21 protein-coding genes are annotated in these 22870 nt (G+C 51.3%); 2 read left to right on the plus strand and 19 right to left on the minus strand.

Going from position 1 to position 22870, the window contains the following annotated elements; genetic code table 11:
• Positions 1-9: 9 nt before the first annotated feature.
• On the minus strand, positions 10-1845 hold the full coding sequence (gene recQ, locus GN242_RS19990) for an ATP-dependent DNA helicase RecQ (protein ID WP_156288092.1): 1836 nt from the start codon (positions 1843-1845) through the stop codon (positions 10-12).
• 65 nt (positions 1846-1910) lie between these two features.
• Positions 1911-2789: a phospholipase A gene (pldA, locus tag GN242_RS19995; protein ID WP_154754500.1), complete on the minus strand. Its 879-nt coding sequence runs from the start codon at positions 2787-2789 to the stop codon at positions 1911-1913.
• A gap of 204 nt (positions 2790-2993) precedes the next feature.
• Between pldA and GN242_RS20000 the strand changes: the two genes are divergently transcribed.
• Together GN242_RS20000 and rarD are read left to right on the plus strand one after the other, a co-directional pair.
• Positions 2994-3464, plus strand: a complete 471-nt coding sequence (locus GN242_RS20000) for a thioesterase family protein (protein ID WP_156288093.1) — start codon at positions 2994-2996, stop codon at positions 3462-3464.
• 4 nt (positions 3465-3468) lie between these two features.
• Positions 3469-4368 (plus strand): EamA family transporter RarD, encoded by a 900-nt coding sequence (gene rarD / locus GN242_RS20005; RefSeq protein ID WP_154754498.1) that lies wholly within the window; start codon positions 3469-3471, stop codon positions 4366-4368.
• Positions 4369-4452: 84 nt separating this feature from the next.
• Here the strand turns inward: rarD and corA are convergent, their stop codons facing one another.
• From corA to GN242_RS20090, 17 genes are all read right to left on the minus strand, one after another.
• A complete protein-coding gene (gene corA, locus GN242_RS20010; protein ID WP_154754497.1) occupies positions 4453-5412 on the minus strand; it encodes a magnesium/cobalt transporter CorA in 960 nt (319 codons plus the stop codon).
• 293 nt (positions 5413-5705) lie between these two features.
• Positions 5706-7868, minus strand: a complete 2163-nt coding sequence (uvrD, locus tag GN242_RS20015) for a DNA helicase II (protein ID WP_154754496.1) — start codon at positions 7866-7868, stop codon at positions 5706-5708.
• A gap of 59 nt (positions 7869-7927) precedes the next feature.
• Positions 7928-8644, minus strand: coding sequence for a 5-amino-6-(5-phospho-D-ribitylamino)uracil phosphatase YigB (gene yigB, locus GN242_RS20020; RefSeq protein ID WP_154754526.1), 717 nt, complete (start codon positions 8642-8644; stop codon positions 7928-7930).
• Positions 8644-9552 (minus strand): tyrosine recombinase XerC, encoded by a 909-nt coding sequence (xerC, locus tag GN242_RS20025; RefSeq protein ID WP_156288094.1) that lies wholly within the window; start codon positions 9550-9552, stop codon positions 8644-8646. Before xerC ends, yigB begins: the two co-directional genes overlap by 1 nt.
• Entirely contained in the window at positions 9549-10256 is a 708-nt protein-coding gene (locus GN242_RS20030) for a DUF484 domain-containing protein (protein ID WP_154754494.1), read from the minus strand. Before GN242_RS20030 ends, xerC begins: the two co-directional genes overlap by 4 nt.
• On the minus strand, positions 10253-11077 hold the full coding sequence (gene dapF / locus GN242_RS20035; protein ID WP_154754493.1) for a diaminopimelate epimerase: 825 nt from the start codon (positions 11075-11077) through the stop codon (positions 10253-10255). Before dapF ends, GN242_RS20030 begins: the two co-directional genes overlap by 4 nt.
• A 27-nt stretch (positions 11078-11104) precedes the next feature.
• On the minus strand, positions 11105-11305 hold the full coding sequence (gene lptM / locus GN242_RS20040; RefSeq protein ID WP_154754492.1) for an LPS translocon maturation chaperone LptM: 201 nt from the start codon (positions 11303-11305) through the stop codon (positions 11105-11107).
• A 161-nt stretch (positions 11306-11466) separates the two neighbouring features.
• The gene (locus GN242_RS20045; RefSeq protein ID WP_154754491.1) at positions 11467-12462 is read right to left on the minus strand and encodes a hypothetical protein; all 996 of its coding nucleotides are present in this window, start codon (positions 12460-12462) and stop codon (positions 11467-11469) included.
• A gap of 17 nt (positions 12463-12479) precedes the next feature.
• On the minus strand, positions 12480-13448 hold the full coding sequence (locus GN242_RS20050) for a hypothetical protein (RefSeq protein ID WP_154754490.1): 969 nt from the start codon (positions 13446-13448) through the stop codon (positions 12480-12482).
• 2 nt (positions 13449-13450) lie between these two features.
• A complete protein-coding gene (locus GN242_RS20055) occupies positions 13451-14452 on the minus strand; it encodes a hypothetical protein (protein ID WP_156288095.1) in 1002 nt (333 codons plus the stop codon).
• A 37-nt stretch (positions 14453-14489) separates the two neighbouring features.
• Entirely contained in the window at positions 14490-15128 is a 639-nt protein-coding gene (locus GN242_RS20060) for a hypothetical protein (RefSeq protein WP_197094747.1), read from the minus strand.
• Positions 15129-15130: 2 nt separating this feature from the next.
• Positions 15131-15670 carry a CS1 type fimbrial major subunit gene (locus GN242_RS20065; protein WP_156288096.1) on the minus strand — a complete coding sequence of 180 codons (540 nt, stop codon included), beginning with the start codon at positions 15668-15670 and terminating at the stop codon, positions 15131-15133.
• 25 nt (positions 15671-15695) lie between these two features.
• Complete coding sequence (locus tag GN242_RS20070; RefSeq protein WP_156288097.1) at positions 15696-16166, minus strand: hypothetical protein; 471 nt, start codon at positions 16164-16166, stop codon at positions 15696-15698.
• On the minus strand, positions 16163-16846 hold the full coding sequence (locus tag GN242_RS20075) for a pilus assembly protein (protein WP_156288098.1): 684 nt from the start codon (positions 16844-16846) through the stop codon (positions 16163-16165). Before GN242_RS20075 ends, GN242_RS20070 begins: the two co-directional genes overlap by 4 nt.
• Before the next feature lie 16 nt (positions 16847-16862).
• Positions 16863-18863: a TcfC E-set like domain-containing protein gene (locus GN242_RS20080; protein ID WP_197094748.1), complete on the minus strand. Its 2001-nt coding sequence runs from the start codon at positions 18861-18863 to the stop codon at positions 16863-16865.
• Positions 18864-19220: 357 nt separating this feature from the next.
• The gene (locus GN242_RS20085) at positions 19221-19751 is read right to left on the minus strand and encodes a CS1 type fimbrial major subunit (RefSeq protein WP_154754484.1); all 531 of its coding nucleotides are present in this window, start codon (positions 19749-19751) and stop codon (positions 19221-19223) included.
• 458 nt (positions 19752-20209) lie between these two features.
• Positions 20210-22768: a class I adenylate cyclase gene (locus GN242_RS20090; RefSeq protein ID WP_156288100.1), complete on the minus strand. Its 2559-nt coding sequence runs from the start codon at positions 22766-22768 to the stop codon at positions 20210-20212.
• Positions 22769-22870: the final 102 nt, after the last annotated feature.

Raw genomic sequence — 22870 nt, forward strand, 5'->3', positions numbered from 1 at the left:
AATGCGGAATTACTCGTCGTCGTGCGCACCGTCGACATGTTCTTTGATCATCACCATAAATGGTCTGCCAAATCGCTCCAGCTTCTTCTGTCCGACACCATTGACACTCAGCATCTCGGATGCCGTCAGCGGCATCTGTTCTGCCATTTCAATCAGCGTGGCGTCATTAAACACCACATAAGGCGGAACGTTCGCTTCATCGGCAATCGATTTACGCAGCTTACGCAGTTTGGCAAATAGCTTGCGGTCATAGCTGCCAGCATAGGATTTCTGATTGCTGTTACGTGGTTTAACGCTGACCAGACGCGGCACAGCCAGCATCAGAGGCGCTTCACCGCGCAGGATCGGACGCGCAGCTTCAGTCAGCTGTAAGGCCGAATGCATGGCGATATTTTGCGTTACCAGACCAAGATGGATCAGCTGGCGCAGGACGCTGGTCCAGTGCTCGTGGCTTTGCTCGCGGCCAATGCCATACACCGGCAACTTATCATGCTGCATATCACGAATACGCTGGTTATTCGCCCCACGCAGAATCTCCACAATGTAAACCATGCCAAAACGCTGGCCTACGCGGTAGATACAGGAAAGCGCTTTCTGTGCTTCCACCAGACCATCGTAACGACGAGGCGGATCAAGGCAAATATCGCAGTTATCACAAGGCTGCTGCCGGCCTTCACCGAAGTAGTTCAGCAGTACCAGACGGCGGCAGGTCTGCGCTTCGGCAAATGCCCCCATCGCATTCAGCTTATGGCGTTCGATATCCTGTAGCGGCCCTGGCGCTTTCTCTTCCAGGCAGCGGCGCAGCCAGGCCATATCCGCCGGATCGTAGAGCAGCAGTGCCTCAGCAGGGAGGCCATCACGCCCCGCACGGCCGGTTTCCTGATAGTAGGATTCGATATTGCGCGGAATATCAAAATGCACCACAAAGCGCACGTTAGGTTTGTTAATTCCCATACCAAACGCAACGGTTGCCACCACAATTTGCAGGTCATCACGCTGGAAGGCTTCCTGCACGTGGGCACGGTGAGCGTTATCCATCCCCGCATGGTAAGCACCAACGCTCAGACCCCGGCTTTGCAGGCGAGCAGCTGTGTCTTCTACTTTTGCCCGGCTGTTACAGTAAATAATGCCGCACTTGCCGCGCTGATCCTGCACATAGCGCAGCAGCTGTTCGGTGGGTTTAAATTTTTCCACCAGCGTATAGCGGATATTGGGCCGGTCAAAACTGCTGATCTGAATCAGCGGATCTTCCAGCTGTAGCAGGCGGGCAATATCGTTACGTGTCGTTTCATCCGCAGTGGCGGTGAGGGCCATCACCGGGACATCAGGCAGGCGCTGACGCAGCTGACCAAGCGCACCGTATTCCGGGCGGAAATCATGGCCCCACTGGGAAATACAGTGAGCTTCATCCACCGCCAGCATTGCCGGATTCCAGTGGATCAGCTGTTCGAGGAAGTTATCCATCATCAGACGTTCAGGGGCGATATAGAGCAGACGGATTCTGCCAGTCCGGCAGCCCGCCATCACCTCCTGCTGCTCTTCGCGGTTCTGCGTTGAGTTAAGGCAGGCAGCGGATACGCCGTTCGCCAACAGCTGATCGACCTGATCTTTCATCAGAGAGATCAGCGGCGATACCACCAGCGTCAGACCTTCACGCACCAGGGCTGGGATCTGATAACAGAGTGATTTACCGCCGCCGGTTGGCATGACCACCAGACAGTCACGCCCGTTCAGCGATTCCTGGATAATGGCTTGTTGTCCAGGGCGAAACTGCTGATAGCCGAAGGTCTCGCGCAATACCTGTTCTGCCAGCGTTTCTGTATTGATGACTGCTGCCGTAGACACATCGTCCCCAAATCTGAAATATAAAATTCTGACCAGATGGCCTGCACCACCCGGTCACGACGACCTTAGAACAGGTCGTTGAGCGCCACGCCGACACCGACGCGCGTTTGACGGTGATTATAATCGATAAGTGACTCGCCATAACCGCTGAACACCTGCGTGTAGAAACGCACATGATCGGTCATCGGGTAGCTCCAGCCGAGTTCAGCGCCGCCGTAGCCGCTGTTCCAGTTGTAGTTACTTCTCACGCTGAAGATGCTGTCACCCATCTGGTAACCCACCGTCAGGCGATAATACCCCATGTACTTAGTGATATCAGGGTTATCATCATTATTTTCACTTTCTGGAATACGGTACCAGGGTTTGACTTCCACCAGCCAGTTACCGTTTTCTGCCATCAATCGGGCGTAAACACGGTTCCAGCTACGTGACGTCGGATCCGAACGGCCATTGGATTGATGATTAAGACCCGTTTCCACATCACGCAACGTCCAGCCGGCTAAACGGTAGTCGGTAGCCCAGCCAAGAAACAGCTGCGGCTCGTAGTTAGTTTCACGAAACGGTGAAGATGCGCCACGATTGGAAAGCTGCCACCATGATTGCTGAGTATAGGACGCCGCCAGTACCGAGTTATCGCCAGCAATGCCACGCCACAGAGGGAAAGCCAGACTTAGCTTGAACTTGACTTCATCGTGTTTGGCCTTGTTTCCCCAGTCGTAAGATGAGATCGCATCTTTATTGATATTGCTGGTATCGGTATAAAGCAGATAGTTGCTTTCATAAGGAAACAGGATAAATGGGTTATCATGCTTCTCCAGCAAATTGGCAATGATGCTGCCGCGTACTGCCGGCTGATCGTGCACATCTTTTACTGTGGCTTCCTGTGCCAGCACTAACGACGGAAACAGAATTGCTGACGCCAGCAATCCTTTCAGCAGAGCCATAGGTTTCTCCCAGAAAGGCGGATAAATGAATAAAAAGCACGCCATTCTACACAGAAAGCTCCTAAGGGATTAGTGCTCATTTCTGAAAGTGGAAAGCACTCTCAACGAAGCATAAGATATACAATCCATTAACATGTTTTTTTCACTTCTACCCTGAGTAATTCGAGTACGAAGGGTAAAGACGCTTTACAGGAAGACCCGCTAATGTCAGCTGTACCTATGGATCAGGCCGCCGCTCGCCGCCTGATTGGAGAGATTTTTGTTTACCATATGCCGTTCAACTGTGCGCTGGGGCTGAAGCTCGATCGCCTTGAGTCGGATTATGCTGAACTGAGCCTGGAGAACCAAACCAAGCTGGTCGGTAATTCTGCGCAGAAAATTCTGCACGGCGGGGTGGTTGCTTCGGTGCTGGATGTTGCCGCCGGTCTGGTGTGCGTCACCAGTGCGCTTACACGCCAGGAGAGCATCACGGAAGAGGAGTTACGCCAGCGTTTATCGCGTATGGGAACCATCGATTTACGGGTAGATTATCTGCGCCCGGGCCGGGGTGAGCGCTTTATTGCCAGCAGCAGCCTGCTGCGGGGCGGTAATAAAGTTTCGGTAGCCAGAGTAGAACTTCATAACGACGCGGGATTACATATTGCCAGCGCCACTGCGACCTATCTGATCGGATAAATTAATGAATCAACAGCAAACGCGACAGGGCATTTTATTTGCCCTGGGGGCCTATTTTATCTGGGGTGTTGCCCCGGTCTATTTCAAACTGATCCAGCAAGTTTCCCCGGCGGAGATTATGACCCACCGGGTGATCTGGTCATTTTTCTTTATGCTGGTGCTGCTGAGTGTTTGCCGTAACTGGAACAATGTCAGAACCATTGCCAGGCACCCTAAAAAAGTGCTGCTGCTGGCGCTCTCTGCCGTGGTGATTTGCAGTAACTGGTTACTCTATATCTGGGCGGTCAATAACCACCATTTGCTGGAAGCCAGCCTGGGCTACTTTATTAATCCACTGTTAAACGTCCTGGTGGGGATGGTGTTTCTGGGCGAACGCTTTCGTCGTTTGCAGTGGCTGGCGGTGGCACTCGCCGCCTGCGGTGTGCTGATACAGGTGTGGCAGTTTGGTTCCGTGCCAGCCATCGCCCTTGGCCTGGCGGTCAGCTTCTCGTTTTATGGCCTGCTGCGCAAAAAGATTGCTGTTGATGCGCAAACCGGAATGCTGATTGAAACCAGCTGGCTGTTGATCCCTGCGGCTATCTATCTGTTCGCTATCGCCGACAGCACGACCAGTCATCTGGGGGAAAATCCCATGAGTCTGAATCTGCTGCTGGTGGCCGCAGGGGTGATCACTACCGTTCCGCTGATGCTGTTTACCGCCGCCTGTAGCCGCCTGAGGCTCTCCACCGTGGGCTTCTTCCAGTATCTGGGGCCGACGCTGATGTTCTTGCTGGCGGTGATTTTCTACGGGGAGGAGATGACGCCAGATAAGATCGTTACCTTTGGCTTTATCTGGGCCGCTCTGGCGTTGTTTATCGCAGATGCGCTGTGGGCATTGCGCCGATCCTCTACCCCCCCGGCGTAACGGATAGGGTTTGTAAGGTCAGACGGGAAACCGCATATATAAAAAAATCGCCACATGGGCGATTTTTTTATTGCTGATAAGAAGTTACAGCCAGTTTTTACGCTTGAAGTAAGCATAAGGTGCCAGGCCGGCAAGAATCATCAGCGTTATTGCGCCCGGGTAACCAAAGCTCCATTTCAGCTCCGGCATAAACTCGAAGTTCATTCCGTAGCTGGAGGCCACCAGCGTTGGCGGCAGGAACACCACTGAAACCACCGAGAAGATCTTGATGATGCGGTTCTGTTCGATATTGATAAAGCCCATCGCCGCCTGCATCAGGAAGTTAACTTTCTGAAACAGGGATTCGTTGTGCGGCAGCAGAGATTCGATATCGCGCAGGATCTCGCGGGCCTGCTCCAGCTGATTCCCCGGCAGACGAGCCTTTCGCACCAGGAAGTTCAGAGCACGCTGGGTATCCATCAGACACAGACGCACCTTCCAGCCAATATCTTCCAGCTCGGCCAGCGTCGACAGCGCTTCATCAAAAGCATCGCCCTGCTGTCCTTCCATTATCACGCGGCTCAGTTTTTCCAGGTCGCTGTAGATATTCTCTATTTCATCCGCCAGCTGTTCGATTTTCGTTTCAAACAGGTCGAGCAGCAGCTCATAGGCATTCCCGTCAGTCAGCACCTGATTGCGCGCGCGCATACGGTAGAGGCGAAATGCCGGAAGCTCACGTTCGCGCAGGGTGTAGAGACGCCCTTCACGAATGGTGAAGGCTACCGTTGAGTTCCCCGCGTGATCGTCGGCATCTTCATAAAAGAAAAATGAGTGAATGTGCAGGCCGTCTTCATCTTCAAAGAAACGTGCGGAGGCCTCGATATCTTCCAGCTCGGGACGGGTTGCCAGGCTCTGGCCCAGCTCTGTCTGTACCCGTTCACGCTCCGCTTCTTCGGGTTCTATCAGATCAACCCAGACGGAACCGATCAGCTCATCTCTGGCATCAGCATCATCCAGTTCAAGACGGGTCAGACGGTTTTGGTCGAGTTTAAATGCGCTCAACATAAGCTGTACTCCCAAAATCACAGTAACAAAATGGGACAGAGCGTTTGAACACGGGAAACAGATGTTTCAGTCAGCGATCAAAACTGACTCAGAGCGACGGGAAAGGAGGTCGCCAACAACCACGAAGGCTATCGGCAAAAGAGGATAGCCTTAGGAGTTGTACCTGCGGTGCAGGTCAGTGAGCCAGTATGTACTGGGTGTGTCCAAGGCGAATGTCCTCTTAGGGTAATGGTGGGCGCATGTTACGCTGAGACTAAAAAGGCGTCAAGCGGGGCCATGCGCCCTTCAGGGCGTCAGAGTGCTTCCAGCCTGGCATAAGCGGCAACCAGCCACTTGATTCCCTGCCCCTGGAAAGCCACCTGCAACCGGCTGTGCTCACCACTTCCTTCCAGATTGACGATGGTACCTTCACCAAATTTAGCGTGATGCACACGCTGGCCAAGCACGAAGCCGCTGTCATTTTTCGCCACAGGGGTTCCCATGCGCTGATGGTTCACAGGCCGGCTCACGCTGGCGCGCAGGCGGACTTCCTCCACGCACTCTTCCGGCAGTTCACCGATAAAGCGTGACGGGCGGTGATACACTTCCTTACCATAAAGCCGCCGCGTTTCGGCGTAGGTCAGCGTCAGCTTCTGCATGGCTCGCGTGACGCCCACATAGGCCAGGCGCCGCTCCTCTTCCAGCCGTCCGCCTTCATCCAGCGACATCTGGCTGGGGAACATGCCCTCTTCCATGCCAACAATAAACACCTGCATAAACTCCAGGCCTTTGGCGGCGTGCATGGTCATCAGCTGCACCGCATCCTGCCACTTATCAGCCTGGCCTTCACCTGCTTCCAGAGCCGCATGGGAGAGGAATGCCTGGAGCGGCATCAGATCCTGATCTTCATCCTGATAGCTGTACTGCCGCGTGGCGTTAACCAGCTCTTCAAGGTTTTCGATACGTGCCTGGCCTTTCTCGCCTTTTTCCTGCTCATACATCAGCCACAGGCCGGAATCTTTGATTACCCGGTCAGTCTGCACATGCAGCGGCATCTCGGCTGTTTCCTGCGCCAGTGAGTCGACCAGTTCGGTAAAGCGCAGCAGTGCCGAAGCGGCACGCCCGGCCAGAGCTTTTTCCTGCAACAACACACGCGTGGTCTGCCACAGCGTCAGCTGCCGTTCGCGTGAAGTCTGGCGTACCACATCAAGGGTGCGGTCACCAATGCCGCGCGTAGGGGTATTGATCACACGCTCAAAAGCGGCGTCGTCATTGCGGTTAGAGATCAGGCGCAGATAGGCCAGCGCATCTTTGATTTCCTGACGTTCGAAGAAGCGCATACCGCCATAGATCCGGTACGGCATGCTGGTTTGCAGCAGGGCCTCTTCCAGCACGCGGGACTGGGCGTTACTGCGATAGAGAATAGCGCAGTCGTTCAGCGCGCCGCCGTTCTCCATCCATACTTTGATGCGGTTGACCACAAAACGCGCTTCATCCAGCTCGTTGAAAGCACAGTAGAGAGCAATCTGCTCGCCGTCGCTGTCTTCCGTCCACAGCTCTTTACCAAGACGACCACTGTTATTAGCAATCAGGGCATTGGCCGCTTTAAGAATATTGTTAGTTGAGCGGTAGTTTTGCTCAAGGCGGATAGTTTCCGCACCCGGGAAATCTTTCAGGAAGCGCTGAATGTTTTCCACCTGCGCCCCGCGCCAGCCGTAGATCGACTGGTCGTCATCCCCCACAATAATTACTTTACCCGTGTCACCCGCCAGCATACGGATCCAGGCGTACTGAATGTTGTTGGTATCCTGGAATTCGTCGACGAGGATATTGGTGAAGCGCTCACGGTAGTGATTGAGGATATGCGGTTTGTTCAGCCACAGCTCGTGCGCACGCAGCAGCAACTCGGCGAAGTCCACCAGCCCGGCACGATCGCAGGCTTCCTGATAGGCCTGATAAATGCGCAGCCAGGTCTGTTCAATCGGGTTGCCGTAGCTTTCGATATGTTTCGGGCGCAGCCCTTCATCTTTTTTGCCGTTGATGTACCACATTCCCTGACGGGCGGGCCACTGCTTCTCATCCAGATTCATCGCCTTGATCAGGCGCTTCAGCAGCCGCAGTTGATCTTCACTGTCAAGGATCTGAAAATCCTGCGGCAGGTTGGCATCCAGATGGTGTGCACGCAGCAGACGATGCGCCAGCCCGTGGAAGGTACCGATCCACATTCCCCCCTGACTGGTGCCAATCAGCTGCTCGATACGATGGCGCATCTCGGCCGCCGCTTTGTTGGTGAAGGTCACCGCCATAATCGAATAAGGAGAGCAGTTTTCCACCGCCATCAGCCAGGCAATACGATGAACCAGCACGCGGGTTTTTCCGCTGCCCGCGCCGGCCAGCACCAGCAAGTTGCTGCGCGGGGCAGCTACGGCTTCGCGTTGTTTATCATTCAAGCTGTCGAGCAGGTCAGAAACGTCCATAAGCACCGTCGGGGATCGGGGGCAGCATCAGGCCGCCCACTGGATATTTAACCAGCTTATTATATCAGCGCGGTCAGCGATGCCAACTGCGAAATTTCCAGCGTTGGCAGCAGGCGGGAATCCTTCATATGCATCAGATTTCCCTGATGTGGATTTATCCAGCATGCCTGCATACCACTGCGTATAGCTCCGGCAACATCGGTTATAAGATCGTCACCCACATGCAGGATACTTTCAGCGGGCAGATTTAAGCGCTCCACCGCCACGTCATACATGTCCTGATACGGCTTGGCACGGCCATCCGGCCCGGCACGCAGGGTAAACTGGAAGTATTTATCAAGACCACAAAGGTGTGGTTCAGCGTTACCGTTCGTGATCGCTACCAGAGGGATGCGCTGCGCAAGAGCCGCCAGCGTGGCATGTGTCTCAGCTGGCACCTCAATTTCACTGCGCCAGCGGGCAAACACCGCCATTACGTCATGGGAACCGCTCACTGCCTGCGCTGACGGCAGCCCGGCGTCCAGCATTACCTGTTCAACCGCACGGCGACGCCATTCGCTGACATCATGATAAATCTCTGGTTCGGCGGCCAGCAGGCGGTCACGCACCTGCTGATACTGCGCCACACTGTAGTTTTTCAACGCCGGGTGATAGGCCTGTAAGGCGCTGTGAGATTCCTGCGTGGTGCGCAGAATCACCGGATAGTTGTCGTACAGAGTGTCATCAAGGTCGAACGTCATTGCCGCAACCGGGCGTAAAGGGCGGTAAAAGTGCATCATGATTTTCCTCGTTTCGCACGGGGATGAGCAGCATCGTAAACCGACGCCAGATGTTGAAAGTCGAGATGGGTATAGATTTGCGTGGTGGTCAGATTGGCATGCCCAAGCAGCTCCTGTACCGCACGCAGATCGCCACTGGATTCAAGCATGTGCGTGGCAAACGAATGGCGCAGTTTGTGCGGATGAACATGGCTGGATAGCCCCTGTTTTATGCCCCATTCGGCAAAGCGTTTTTGCACGTTACGCGTTGAGATACGTTTGCCCTGCTTCGACAGAAACAGCGCGTTATCGTCAGGTGCAAACAGCTCACGCAGCTCCAGCCAGTGCTCAATCCAATGTACGGCAGTGCGGCCCATCGGCAGACGGCGCTCTTTACTGCCTTTACCGGTCACCCACACTTCACCGGAAGCCAGATCAAGGTGGCTGCGATCGATGCCCACCAGTTCGGAGAGACGCAGCCCGGCCCCGTACATCACCTCCAGCATAGCGCGATCGCGCACCGCCAGCGGGTCGTTAAGGTCAATATCCAGCAGCCGGTTCACTTCATCAACATCAATATTTTTAGGCAGATGGCGCGCAGCCCGCGGCGTGGCAACGCCTTTCGCCGGGTTAGCGCTGATCACGCCCTGACTAATCAGCCAGTCGAGGAAGCTGCGTAATGCGGAAAGACGTAACGCCAGGCTGGCAGGCTTCAGACCGCTACGGCTACTGCGAGCTGCCAGAGAACGTACCAATGCAGCATCCAGCTGCGGCCATGCTTTAACCTTGAGTTCATCCAGCAGGAGGATAACGGCACTGAGCTGACGCTGATAGCTTTCCAGAGTGAGCGGACTAAGCTGGCGCTCAACCTTAAGGTAACGCAGGAAGCCCTCAACGGCAGCAACCAGGGGCGACTCGCTGTTCACACGCGTTCGACCCAGCGTGAAAGTAGCTGAGGCAGCATCTGCGACAGGTGCTGTAATAATACGGTGCCCATACCCTGCTGGTAGTGCTGGTTGTCACGGCTGCTGAAAATCAGCACACCGAGATCGCCCTCTTCACCCAGCAATGACAGCGCCACCGAACCAATGGCTTTCGCCTGCGGTATTAACAGCAGTAGCTCCGGGCCATTGAGGCTCCCGAGGTAGTGATTCTGCTTACCGAGGCGCTGAATACGAACGGGTTCAAATGCCTGGCGCGGCAGCGCAAGTTGCGTAAAGTCAGACGGCGCGCCAATGCGCCATTTCTCACTGAACAGGCGGATATTCGCTCCCGCCAGGCCAAACTCACGCGCCCAGCGATGCAGCCGATTGAGCATATCATGCAAACTGGTGGCAGATGCCAGACGGCCCTGAAGAGCAAAGAGACGATCAAACAGCTGCTGATTGGCGCTGGCCTGCTCCATCAGCAAGGTAATATCTTCTTCCAGCTGATGAATATGGTTACGCTGGCGGGCCAGCTGCCACTCAACCAGCGATACCGAGCCGCGTACCGGATGCGGCACCATCATCTGCTCAACCTGGCGGGCATTACGGATAAAGAAGTCTGGATTTTGCAGCAGGAACTCGCTAACCATGCGATCGTCCAGCAAAATTTCGCCAGCGTCCTGTTGTTCCTCGACATTTTTCATAAATGAATAAACCCGTCATAAACGTGAGTGGCAGGGCCGGTCATATACAGTGGATGCCCGGGCCCTTTCCAGGCGATGTTGAGCGTGCCGCCCGGCAGTTCAACCCGCACTTTTTCTGCCAGCAACGCTTGCTGGATCCCCACCGCCACCGCCGCACACGCGCCGCTGCCGCAGGCCTGGGTTTCACCTGCACCGCGTTCATAGACGCGCAGGCGGATATGTTCACGGCTCACCACTTCCATAAAGCCTACATTGACCCGCTCAGGAAAACGCTCGTGGCTTTCCAGCACCGGACCAAGGGTTTCCACAGCAGCGGTTTGTACGCTATCAACCTGCAAGACGCAGTGTGGATTACCCATCGACACCACGCCACACATGACAGTTTGCTCGGCGGCGCGCATCAGGTAGATGTTTTCTACTTTATTGGCACGGAAAGGGATCTGCTGTGGTTCAAAATCAGGCTCACCCATATTCACGCACACCAGTTCATCCTGGTTAACGCTTAACACCATGCGGCCGGTTTGTGTGCTGACGCGAATATCGCTTTTATTGGTCAGCCCTTTCAGGCGCACAAAGCGGGCAAAGCAGCGCGCACCGTTGCCACACTGTGCAACCTCGCTGCCGTCGGCATTAAAGATACGGTAGTGAAAATCAAGATCGGGATCGTAAGGGGGTTCAACGATCAGCAGCTGATCAAAGCCGATCCCCAGGTGCCGATCGGCCAGGCGGCGGATCAGTTCTGGTGAGAAATAGACATTCTGCGTCACGGCATCAACTACCATAAAGTCGTTGCCAAGACCGTGCATTTTTGAGAACTGCATTTTCTGCTCCGCCGAGTGCGTCATAGTTTACTGAGCCGGTTGCACACTCTGTTCGCCGATCGTGGCAGGTTGTTGCGCCTGATTGCCAGACTGCGTTGCAGGGGTTGTCTGAGTGGTTGGTGGTTTAGCCTGCTCATCCTTCGGAAAATAGAGCGGCCCTTTTAATCCACACCCCGCCAGGCTGGTGGCAGCCAGTATCAGGGCCAGCTGGCAAATTCTTTTCTTCATTCTCATTTTGCTCGTTTTACACCCTAAAATGTCATGTCGGTGGACACAGACAGTCAGTCTATCATCGCAGGTGAAGCGCCGAAAGCAACAGGGAAAAGGTAATCCCTGTTGCATCGTTGTGGGCACGGTATTAGCCACCCGAAGCAACGGCGGAAGAGGTTTCAGGCTTTCGTCACAATATTAAAGGTCAGCACATCGGTATAGAGACCGGGTTCGAGATTTTCAGGCGCCATAGTTATAAAGGTGGGAATAAAACACGTGCTTCCTCCGGCATTTAGTGTGATGGTACTGTTGTAAGAGTTCGGCAAAACAGTTAAACCACCCATGGTGTTATTCAACATTAATATATAAGGAGCTTCTTGCGATGGATTATATAAGTGACTCATGCGGTAGAGACTATTTTTTACACCATTCTGATTAGTGGCATTAATAATAAACTGCTTACCCGCCACGCTGCTGCCGGTATATTTCAGGCATAGCTGTTCAGCGCTGCCGCTGAGTGGGATACTCTGCTGACCCGGTTTGATTTCGCCCAGGTTCCAGTCCGGTGCAGTAACTGTGATATCGATATTATCTGGCGGTGGCGGTGGCGACGACGGCGGCTGAATATTTCCAAAGCTGGGATAAAGCTCACATTTCCCATTGCTGCTCTCATTTATATATACATAGCCAATGTTATCAAACACAACATCGGTGCTTCCCACGTTTGCGATACCGATCAGGACTCCAAACCGTTTCTGCTGGGTCTTATTTGATATCCGAACTACAACATGCGAGGAAAAATCAGCATCGTTACCCCATGACTTATTGCTTGCTGAACTTTTATAATGATAATCAGTTAAAAGTATGTACATTGATGAATCGGAAGGCTCTCCATTCATAGTTACACTCTTAACATTGGTCGTATCTGTTCCTGATTCTAAATGGTCATATAGCCCCAAAGCTCTGCTGACAAGGTTACCCTGACCTAACAATTTTATCGATGAATTAAACCCTATATTTAATGATACTTCAGACTCATCGCCAAAATTGACCATCGAGCATGAATCAAAGGAATTGGACACTCTCGCCGAATATACCGCAGCCGTTGCCTGATTGGACGTAGCGCTAAGAAATATTAAAATAACTGAAAAAAGAGAAGCCGTTATCTGTTTCATTATTCTATTCCTCCTGTTCAGGCTTTCGTCACAATATTAAAAGTCAGTACATCGGTATAGAGCCCGGGTTCGAGATTTTCAGGCGCCATAGTTATAAAAGTGGGAATAAAGCAGGTACTCCCTCCGGCATTGAGCTCGATAGCACCGTGGTAAGAGTTAGGTAAAACGACTACACCACCCACTGTGCGGTTCATTATTAGCCCATAAGGAATTTCCTGCGATGGATTAAGTAAATGCTTCATCAGGTAGCTATTATTTTTTATGCCGTGCTGATTGGTGGCATTAATAATAAATTGCTTACCCGCCACGCTGCTGCCGGTATATTTCAGGCATAGCTGTTCAGCACTGCCGCTGAGTGGGATACTCTGCTGACCCGGTTTGATTTCGCCCAGGTTCCAGTCAGGTGCGGTAACTGTTATATCTATATCCGCTAAGGGATTGGAAATGATATTACAGCGCCCCTCTCCCCCGTTCTTTTGCACATATGCCAATCCTTTTTTATCAACCACAAAATCTCTGCTTCCCAGGTTCCCCATACCAATAGCGATGCCTGACCAGGATGCCAGAAAATGACTTTGCATCCGAACAACAACTACTCTCGGCATATCACTAGAGTCGCTCCATGAATGAGAGTTGTTTGGATTTCTATAATAATAGGTAACCCCCGACAAATTCATCTCTGCATCAGAAGGAGTTCCATTCATAGTGACGCTTTGAACTCTGATGTTCTCAGTGTAGCCTGATTCTGAATAACGATATACCGCCACCGCTCTGCTTATAAATGAATCCTGATTAGAGGCTGCATTGGCGTTATTCGGAGAAAGCCAAATCGTTGCTTCGCTATATCCATTCCCCAAATCATCCAGAAAACAAGTATCGTATCCAGAGGTCACGTCGCCCCAGACTAATGCGGCGAGTGCCTGACTAGCTGTAATATCAAGACATATTAATATGACTGCGCAAATAAAAGTGGCGACCTGTTTCATTGTCATGCTTTCGTCACGATATTAATGGTCAGCACATCTGAATAGATGCCTGGTCTAATATTTTCAGGTACATCGAGCCTAAACATGGGCGTAAAGCAGCTCCTGCCTCCCGCATCAAGATTGATACCCGTATTTTGAGAGTTTGGCCAGTATATTACCTTACGCCCGGAACCAATATCGGAACCAATCAGCGTCAGCCAATAAGGAATAACCTGCGATTTATCCTGCAAATTTGTCATCTGGTAGTAGTCATTATTCACGCCATTCTGAGCAGTGGCATTTATAACAAAAGGCTTGTTGGCTATGCTTCTGTCCGTATATTTCAGGCAGAGTTGTTGAGAAGCACTGACTAAATGTATATTTTGCGATCCGGGTTTGATTTCGCCCAGATCCCAGTCAGGGGCAGTCACACTTATATTTATATCCGGCGCAGGCGGAACAGAAGGATCGGCAATTACATTACACGTGTTTTTGCCCCTTTCTATATATACTGCGCCGCCATTATGGAGCACAGTCTCCTTTCCTCCTACGTTTGCCGCCTGAATAGCAATACCAGGCCAGACATCCAGTATAGTATTTGACACATTAACACTAACATGGGCATTATTATATCCTTGTTCGTTCCATCCAGAATTTGACATCGCGCTGGAATAAAGGACAAAATTATCCCTCACCGTGATGTCATTAGCTGGCATACCATTGTAATTGACCGCTAAAGCTTTGGTATTCTGCTGCATACCCGATGCTGAATAGCTATAGAACACCACGCCTCTGCTTTTCATGGAAGTACCGTACGCCGACTTAAATCCGATAGATAGCGTTACATTGATATAAGTTCCATAATTGGTAATACTGCAGTTAGTGTATCCGGAGGCAATATCGTCGTACAGAATCTTATTAGCTAATACCTTATTAAAAGTAGCGCTAAAAAATATTAAAAGTACTGAGTAAAGAACAAAAATCATCTGTTTCACTATTGCGCCAATCCATATATTTTTATTCATCCGGTGAATCTTCCGGATATTCCGTAGATAAATTCCTTTACCTGCAAACCCTCTTCCCCGCCATTTCAATATCAGGGCCAGCGACGAAAATCGGTGTCCCCGGGTAGACATTAAATGCCTCAATCGTCTGACCACCCGTTCTCATGCCCCCCACCTTATAACGCGTGGTGCCCGTGGCGGTCAGCATTACGCCTTGAGCGCGACAAGAGATGGAAATATCACTGCTCTGCTTATCCGGTAGCTGGCGTACCAGTGCACTAAAACTGAGTTTAACCGCCACCCCTGCTGTCGACTTAAGCGCAGCCTCTCCGGATAATGCCGCGACGGTCTTCACCTCCAGCCGATAGACATTCTCCTGCTTAACCGTGGTTAGCGGTTTAAGTACGATCTTTTTTGATTGTCCTTGTGCCAGCGACACCCGAAACGGATAAGCGTAAAGCTGCGGATTGCGTGACATTCCTACCGTTTCCAGCTGCTCCTTTTCATGGGGCACCCCAGGATTGAGCAGACGGAACAGTGTTACCGTCACATATTCCGGATGGTCACTATTATTGATAATGCTTACCGTCGTGAGCTCTTTTCCTTTAACTTCAATCAGCTTTGGTTGCACATCAATGGCTGCTCCCGCCTGATAGCTGGCTAGCACCACCATCGCAAAAAGAATTATTTTTAACATCACTACTCCAGCACGGGTTCAAAGGTCAATGACAGTACGCCGGTATAATTTCCCCCAGTCGACTTAAAATCACCCGATGGCGGTAAGGCAGAAACAGTCAACAGGTAATGGCCGATACTGTCATCACCATTAGCAGATGCTGCCGGGTTGGTAAATGTGGTGTTTTGCGCCACCGCCAGCAATTTAAGCGCCTCTCCACGAGGCCCCATTTTTACCACGACATTGCGGAAAACTAACGCGGGCTTGCTCACATGCTGTAACACCAGAGAGGAATCTATACGAACGTGAAACTTACCACTGGTGGAAGTGATACGCAGGGGAGCCTCAACCTCGTAGGCACTGCCAAGTCCGCCCATTTGAACCATAATCAACCCATTCTCATACCAGCCTCCTCCTTCATCAGTGACAAACAGGTTGTTTGTTCTGGTAACCACTGCCGTTACCATGCTGCTAGTTTTTCCCTTCAGCACCACTTCTGACTGCCCAATGCCAGGCAACCAACATAACAACAGCGCAATAAGCTGCACGGCGGTGTTTCTCATTGTTCCGTCCCCGGTTTTACTATTTTCACACGGCCCCCGGTTGATAAATCACCACACCGTAACCAATGCTGATCGAAACCGGTGCCACAGCTCTTTCTTCCTCGTCACTGGCTGAGATGACGATTTTTTCACGCGGGCGAAAAGTGACACGCCAGATTTTTCGCTGTTGCGGAATGCGCAGCACTTTTACGTTGAGTACGCGTTTTTGCCCGGGGCCAAGAACCAGTTTTACCGGGCTGATCAACAGCGATGGAGAAGGGACTTCCCCTACAGAAAGACGCACTTCCGGCACGGTGAGCGGTGTTTGCACCAGTTCCTGGGTCACATCCAGATAAAGGGCTGAGTTGCCGATATTCTCAATTTCTAACTTTGCAGGCGGCAGCGTGCCACCCACGATAATTTCTGTGTTGGTCAGCCGAAGTATCCCCGCTGCCTGTGCCTGAAACAGGGCCAGACAGCCGCCAGCCAGCAGCATCCAGCCAGCGACACGCCTCACGGGCAGCTCACTGTTGCCGGTTTATCCTCTACATTCATGGTGATTTTTTTCCCTTTAACTACCTGAGGCACTCCGGGGAAAAGCCCGATTGCAGTAGGTTGGCTTTTACCCGACGGGGAGACCTGAATCTCCGAAAACCGCACGCGAACGTTGCCTGTATTGGTCAGCGTAATACCGCCATTTTCACAGCGATGCGACCAGCCCGATTTTTGTTTGTCGGGAGCGGGCATATGCCGTACCAGCACTCCGTAGCCAATCGATACAGACAGCGGGGCCGTAATTTTGTCGGCGGGGGCCTGCTCCACGGTGAGAGATTTGACCGGCATAATATAAACCCGATACAGCACTTCCTCTTTAGGCTCCCCCAGGGAGATAAGCCGTAGATCGCGTGCCTGATTTGGCCCCAGCGTGATCTTATCCGGCGATGCCAGCATTCCGGGATTCGGTATATCGCGTAGCTTTACTTTTTTCTCCGGAGAGAGGCCCGGATTTGTGACTTTCTCCACCATCACCGAGAGGTATAACGGCGCATCGCCTACGTTACGAACTTTAATGCTCTTTTCATGGGCATTGAACAGTTTAGTACTGGCAGGCAGTACCATCAGTTCACCCTCGGCCTGAGCTGGCATTGAGGCCAGCAAAGCGCTCCCCAGAACGACCATCCATATTTTCTTCAACATATAAAGCCCTTTATTATTAATCGTTAATCTCTAGCGGATCACATGAGTAATCATTACCTACAGGGCGAGTCAGGTCACAACGGTATACCCCGCTCTTACCATCAACGGTCACTTTTGATAGCAGAGTCTTACTGACGATAGAGAACAGCCCATTGGGATAAACAGTATCCCCGGTTTGAGTAATCACTCCTGCTACGGGTTTACCCTGCATATCTTTCATAAATCCGTTGTAAAGCAGGCTCAATTCGACCGTTGCCTCTGCGTTGTAAACCTGACCAGGGTGCGCACGCACGATATTGGCAGGGACTTCTACGTTCATATCCATATCCTTGCTATTGGTGGTAACCCGGGCAAAAGATACATCTGCATAGGATTGCAGTGGCACGGCATAACGTCTGCCGCCTGCAACCGGCGCACCCTCAACGCTAAACCCGTAATGGGTACCAGGAATTTCAGGCGTTTTCAGTAACATTGCCGATCCGCTATAGCTATAACGCCCCAGCGCCACTCCCTGTGAGTTAGCAGCCAGCATGCCGCGATAGTTAAAGTCAGCATTAGTGCTGAATGGGTTATGCCCCAGGTTCACTGACACATCCCCACGGGTACCTGCGCGGCTCGCATACAGGGCGACGCTGGTCTCGTCATCAATCCGACTCACCGTAGTACCCGCGGTGGTTTCACCGTACTGATCCTCAAAGGTGTTTCGATAATCTCCGCTCAACTGCGTTTGCTGGCCGGAACGGGCTGCCCTGAAGCTGGCCTGCGAGTTATTCAGCGTCCAGCTGGTATTGAGATACACGGCATAGTTGCCGGCGGACTGGTGATATCCCCCCTTCTGCACCCCTACGGAGAAGTTCGCCCATAGCCCGTTCGGGCGATAGTTCCAGCGGACTTCTGCCTGCTGCTGTTCACTGTTAGAAAAACGCTGATAGGTGTAACTCAGCAGGGTTCCTTTGAATAAATAACTGTAAGAAAAACTGGTACTTGAGGATCCCCGATAAAAATAGGAAACATCATTGTTCTGATAGCGGTTAATCGTTACTGAGCCCAATTCGTTACTGCTGGCGCTCAGGCTGGCATAGCCTCCGCTTTTCTTCTCACCGGTCAAAATGCCGATGCTCGGATCCACTTGAATGTTACCTATCGGTGAGGGCCGGGTGATATTCACCTCCGCCGCCCACTTGCCGTGCTCGCCGCTAATCGCAGAAGCGTTAACATAAAACCAGCGAACATCGCGGCTCCATGAAGCCTGTAGCATTGTTCTGCGCGTACGCATTTCGCGCCCGGCAGTCAGACTCCAGGCGTTACCGCCCCTGCCGAAAGTGACGTTATTAACTTCACGTATCTCTTTTTTAATGATCCGGCCATCGCGATCAACAAGATATACCTCCAGTGAGTAGTAACCACCGGGCAGGTCAGCAAAACCGATTTCATTGCGACCCAGAACTGCCGGACGTTTAAGGATCATGCGGCCGCCACGATATATCTCGTAATTCCCTTCAGCCGTGGAGTAAAGCACCAGTGACCCTTTATGGGATTTAGTCTGCAAATGTGCCTGACTCCCTACGGTAATAAACTGATCGAAGCTGGGTGATAACACAGTGCTGACAGAGCCGGATAAGTAGTCGATACTGTTCTGCTTACCGGCCCGCAAATAACTGCTGGTAAAGTTTTTTTGCATATACCAGGACGAGATCCCTTCACTGCGATACGACTGATTTTTTCTCTCTGTATGGCTGGCATACCAACTCAGATAGCCAAAAGTTTGAGCAGGTAACCCCAGCCAGGCATTGCCATTAATATTCATCGCACGATAGCTATCCGAAGATGCGCGCAGATCAATTGACTGATTGTGAACCAGACCAAAATTGGTAGCGGGCACCACGTAATCGCTGTTGATATCGCGAATAGAAATGGTTCGTCTGAGTTTATCCAGGGAAACCCGATAGCCCTCCAGGGTTATATCGCATCCTTCCTTACAAGCCAGATAATCAAGTTTTTTAAAAACCGCTTGCATAGCAAGGATGTCTTTTTCTTCAATATTATTTTCCTGGTACCTTTTTTCATCAAAGGTTAACTTCCCGTTATCTCGCGAAACGCTAATAAAATCTGGCAAAATCATTCCATTAAACGTACCCAGATAACGAGCATCGATATCCATTTCTGCAGCGGCAAAGCCCGCTGGAACAGCATAGGAAATTTTAATCCTGGCATGGGAGTTTGTAGAAAAAACGGCAAAAAAAACAATAAACCACTTTTTATAAAAGTATAAATTATGGACACAGCGGTTCATATCCATTTTACCCAACAGAGATCCACATGATATATAGCCCCGTATCCTCCGGGGCTAGCCCTGTAACAACTGATTAGGGGGTTAACTGCCGTTTGGAGCGCTGGCAACTGCCTCAAACAGCATAACCAGCTCACCGCTGTAACTACCATTGGTGCTTGCAGTGGTTTTTACAGGAGCATCGACATCAATTTTCAGATCGTATACAGAGTCAAAACCATCTGTACCCGCCACAACCTGCGTCACTTTCGTCGAAGTGCCGAATGTCACCTGCTTATTGCCCTGAGGAGTAACCAGAGTAACGGCCGGATTTATCATTTCATAATTACCGTTGCTCATTTTCAACTGCTGCGCCAGTGAGATATTGAAGTCAGCATTTTTACTCCAGACACGGATAGGCAGTACTTTAGAGAAGTGCGCCTGTTTATAGTCAGTCGCTTTCAGTTCTTCAGTTTCATACCAGGAAGAACCGTCCGGTTTAGAGACAAAAATACTGTCATTTATCTGTGCGGTCAGAATGATTTTTTTGGACACCGTAGCGTCATTGGCTGCATGAACCGAACCCGCGAAGGAGAACGCGATAGCCATTGCAAGAGCAATATTTTTGATCTTCATAATACTCATCCATAATATATTTTTCATAGCCACCTTCATGATGGCTGTTTCGCCAAGGTATAAAGCCCCTTGCCTTTAATCAGAAAAATCACAGGCAAAAGACCTCGCTTATAGCGCAAGATTAGATCAACAAAACATCTTTATTGGAAAGAAAATGATACTACAGCACTCGTGCATGAAAACAAACAAGCTCATTAAATACACGAAAAATAATTTTCAGTCATCAAACAATAATTGAAAAAAAAGATTGGCGATATAATAACCCAAAACAAGTAACACAGACAGATTAAAATCTCGCGCGAGAGCCATGGTATAAATTTCAGACATTAAACCTTCTTGGTATTACGTGTGCTTTCAGGAAGGATTGCTAATAAATCATAATGAAATTAAGAGTGTTTAATTATAATTTTTTGGAAAGAAAAAAGGAGGGAGTAATCTGGCAACAATTGCTAAGGTATTTACTGCATCTGATAGCGGCGAGCATACTCTTCGCTGGCGGCGTCATCATCCGGCAGGGCAGCACAAAGCTGTGTCAGGGTCTGGCTACGAAACGGTATCACCTGGAAGCGATCTTCCACGCGCACAATCTGATAGAACTGTGGAAGATTGAAGTTGATAAAGCTGGAGCCATAGGTGAAGCGATCATGGGAGGAGGAGTAGAAACGGCTGACATCACGCACCAGCTCTTCTTTACTGCCTTCACAGTGGTGATACACCTCGACGCGGTTGGTCTCATCAAGGATATAGATATTGAAGCCGTGATCGTCCAGCGTATCTTCAAAGAAGAACTGGATAATGCCTTCACTGGCATAGCCATTCACCACCGCAGGCAGGCGTACCTCATCGGTTTCCACCTTCAGTGACAGTCCGTGCAGTTTATTATTGGAGATAGCGCCATAAAATTCCACGGCATTTTCCAGTTTCTGCACGGATACGCTCAAACGCTCAAAGAACAGTCCCCAGGTCTGCCCTGCGACACGCACGGCTTTAAATCGCCCAGGTTCCTGACGGGTGCTGGAGAGGCGCAACTCAATACACTCTGACACCAGCTGCTGTACACGAGTGCGAATTAATCCACGCAGATGCTGGCTATAGCAGAACACTTCTACCGCATCCGGCGGTGATGCATCCTGGTGCATTTTGCCAAGAATAGTTTTCAGCGCTTCTATCATCGCCTGCTCGCCGTTGAAATGCAGGGTACGCACTTCGTTCCACGAGTTACGGTAGAGCAGGTCGACACTGCCTACCAGGCACTGCTGCTGCTGACCAAAACTGAAGACGTCCAGCTTGCGGAAATCAAAGTGAACCACCTGATTACGGAACGCTGCCGTCGGATCATATTCAAGGTTAACGATAATGGCCAGATGACGGATTTCGCACGGGCTGTAAAGCGCCTTCGGTGAAGGTGCAGGCAACCGCAGCGGGAAGTGATGCGAGACGTCGGAAACCAGCTCCTGCAAACGAGCAAGATCGCAAACCTCATTTCCTTTGATATGCAGCCGCGTTTTACTGGTCAGCAGGCCGTTAAACCACGCCCAGGCCACCAGCTTATTAAGGTAACGGTTATACTCCAGCGGCTGATGGCTGATTATCGAGCTCATATCCGGCGACTGATTGTAGAGATACCAGCCTGCACGGTTAGCACGCCCGTTTGGCACATGAATAAAGGTCAGATCCGGTTCAGACAGATCCGGGGAAATCTGCGGATTAAGCAGGGTGACTTTCCCGGGCAGCGCTTCAAAAGCAGCGTACAGCTTACGGGTCAGCACGCCAATATCCTGCGGGCTGGCGCTGACGCTTAAGTTGTTGCGCCGCGCAAAACGAATCAGGTTGCGATAGCTCTGCATCATTGCATCCAGCAGCTCGTTATGTGCTTCACGTACCTGGCTTATTTTCCAGTCAGAGCGGCTGTCCAGCATGGTCAGACGTGCATTATCCCAGCCCCACTCTTTAACCAGCTGGCCAAGAATTTCGCGACGCCAGCCAGTATCTTCCGTAGCAACTGACAGTTTTTCACACACTTTGAGATAGAAGCAACGCCGTACCAAATCGAGGCGAGCATGATCGTCAATACTGGTCAGATAGTGCGTTACCCGCTCCAGCATCATGCAGTAAGGATCAAGACCATAGGAGACGATTTCACCATCATGCAGGCGCTGCTTAATATCCATCGCCAGCAGTCGTGTAGCGGGATACTCCCAGGAATAAGCCTCCAGCAGCAGGGTCTTTAATACAGCTTTATAGGGTGAATCGATGCTTTTATACAGCTGCCACAGGCTGGCACCGAAGTACTCTTCAGCCGACAAAGTACCAAGCCCACCGAGATCCAGCCATTCGTTTGGCGTCAGCACGCCCTGCTGGTACAACGACATCACGTAGTCGTCGTAATGCTCTTCTTCTTCGCGTGGCACCATATTCCACAGAATCCGCTTGCCCGCCATCCGCACTGCGGTGCGATAAAATTCATCAAGCAGCAGAATGTGCTGAGTTGAGCCACAGTCTTCCCCACCCAGGCTGCCACTTTCGTTATGGCGGAAGCGGTTTTCGTCAATCAGGAAGAAGCTCACCTCAACGCCCATCGCGGCACACCACTTTTGCAGCAGAGTGCATTTTTTTTGCAGGCTCAGACGCTCTTCGTTATCCAGCCATGACTGATGGCATACCCAGATATCCAGATCGGAGGTGTAGTTCTGTCCTACGGATGAGGTACTGCCCATTGAGTAAACACCGGTGATCGGCATCTCTCCCTGCGGCGGAATAGCAACAGCCGACCCGGATTTTCCTTCCAGATCATTCAGATAGATTTTTTGACTTTCATCAGGCGTGTAGAAGCCGATGCCATGTGGAACGTTACCTTCGAAGTAACCCGGCATCAGCGGATGATGATAATGTAATAAGGTCGGCAGCAGACTGTAAACCTGTTGGAACGCAGGCCCCATGGCCGCCAGTGCACGGTCAACGCGCAGCTGGTTGATGGCATCCAGTCTCTGTTTCAGTGTCTCAATGTAGAGGTACAAGACGTTTCGCCTGATTATCCCAGTGCTAATACCCTTTATATGACTCTCAAGGGTATATAAAAGTTCGCTTTCCGAAATCTGCCGCTTGCTTTAGAAATAGTC

This window comes from Erwinia sorbitola, from assembly GCF_009738185.1.
Classification (GTDB): Bacteria; Pseudomonadota; Gammaproteobacteria; order Enterobacterales; family Enterobacteriaceae; genus Erwinia; species Erwinia sorbitola.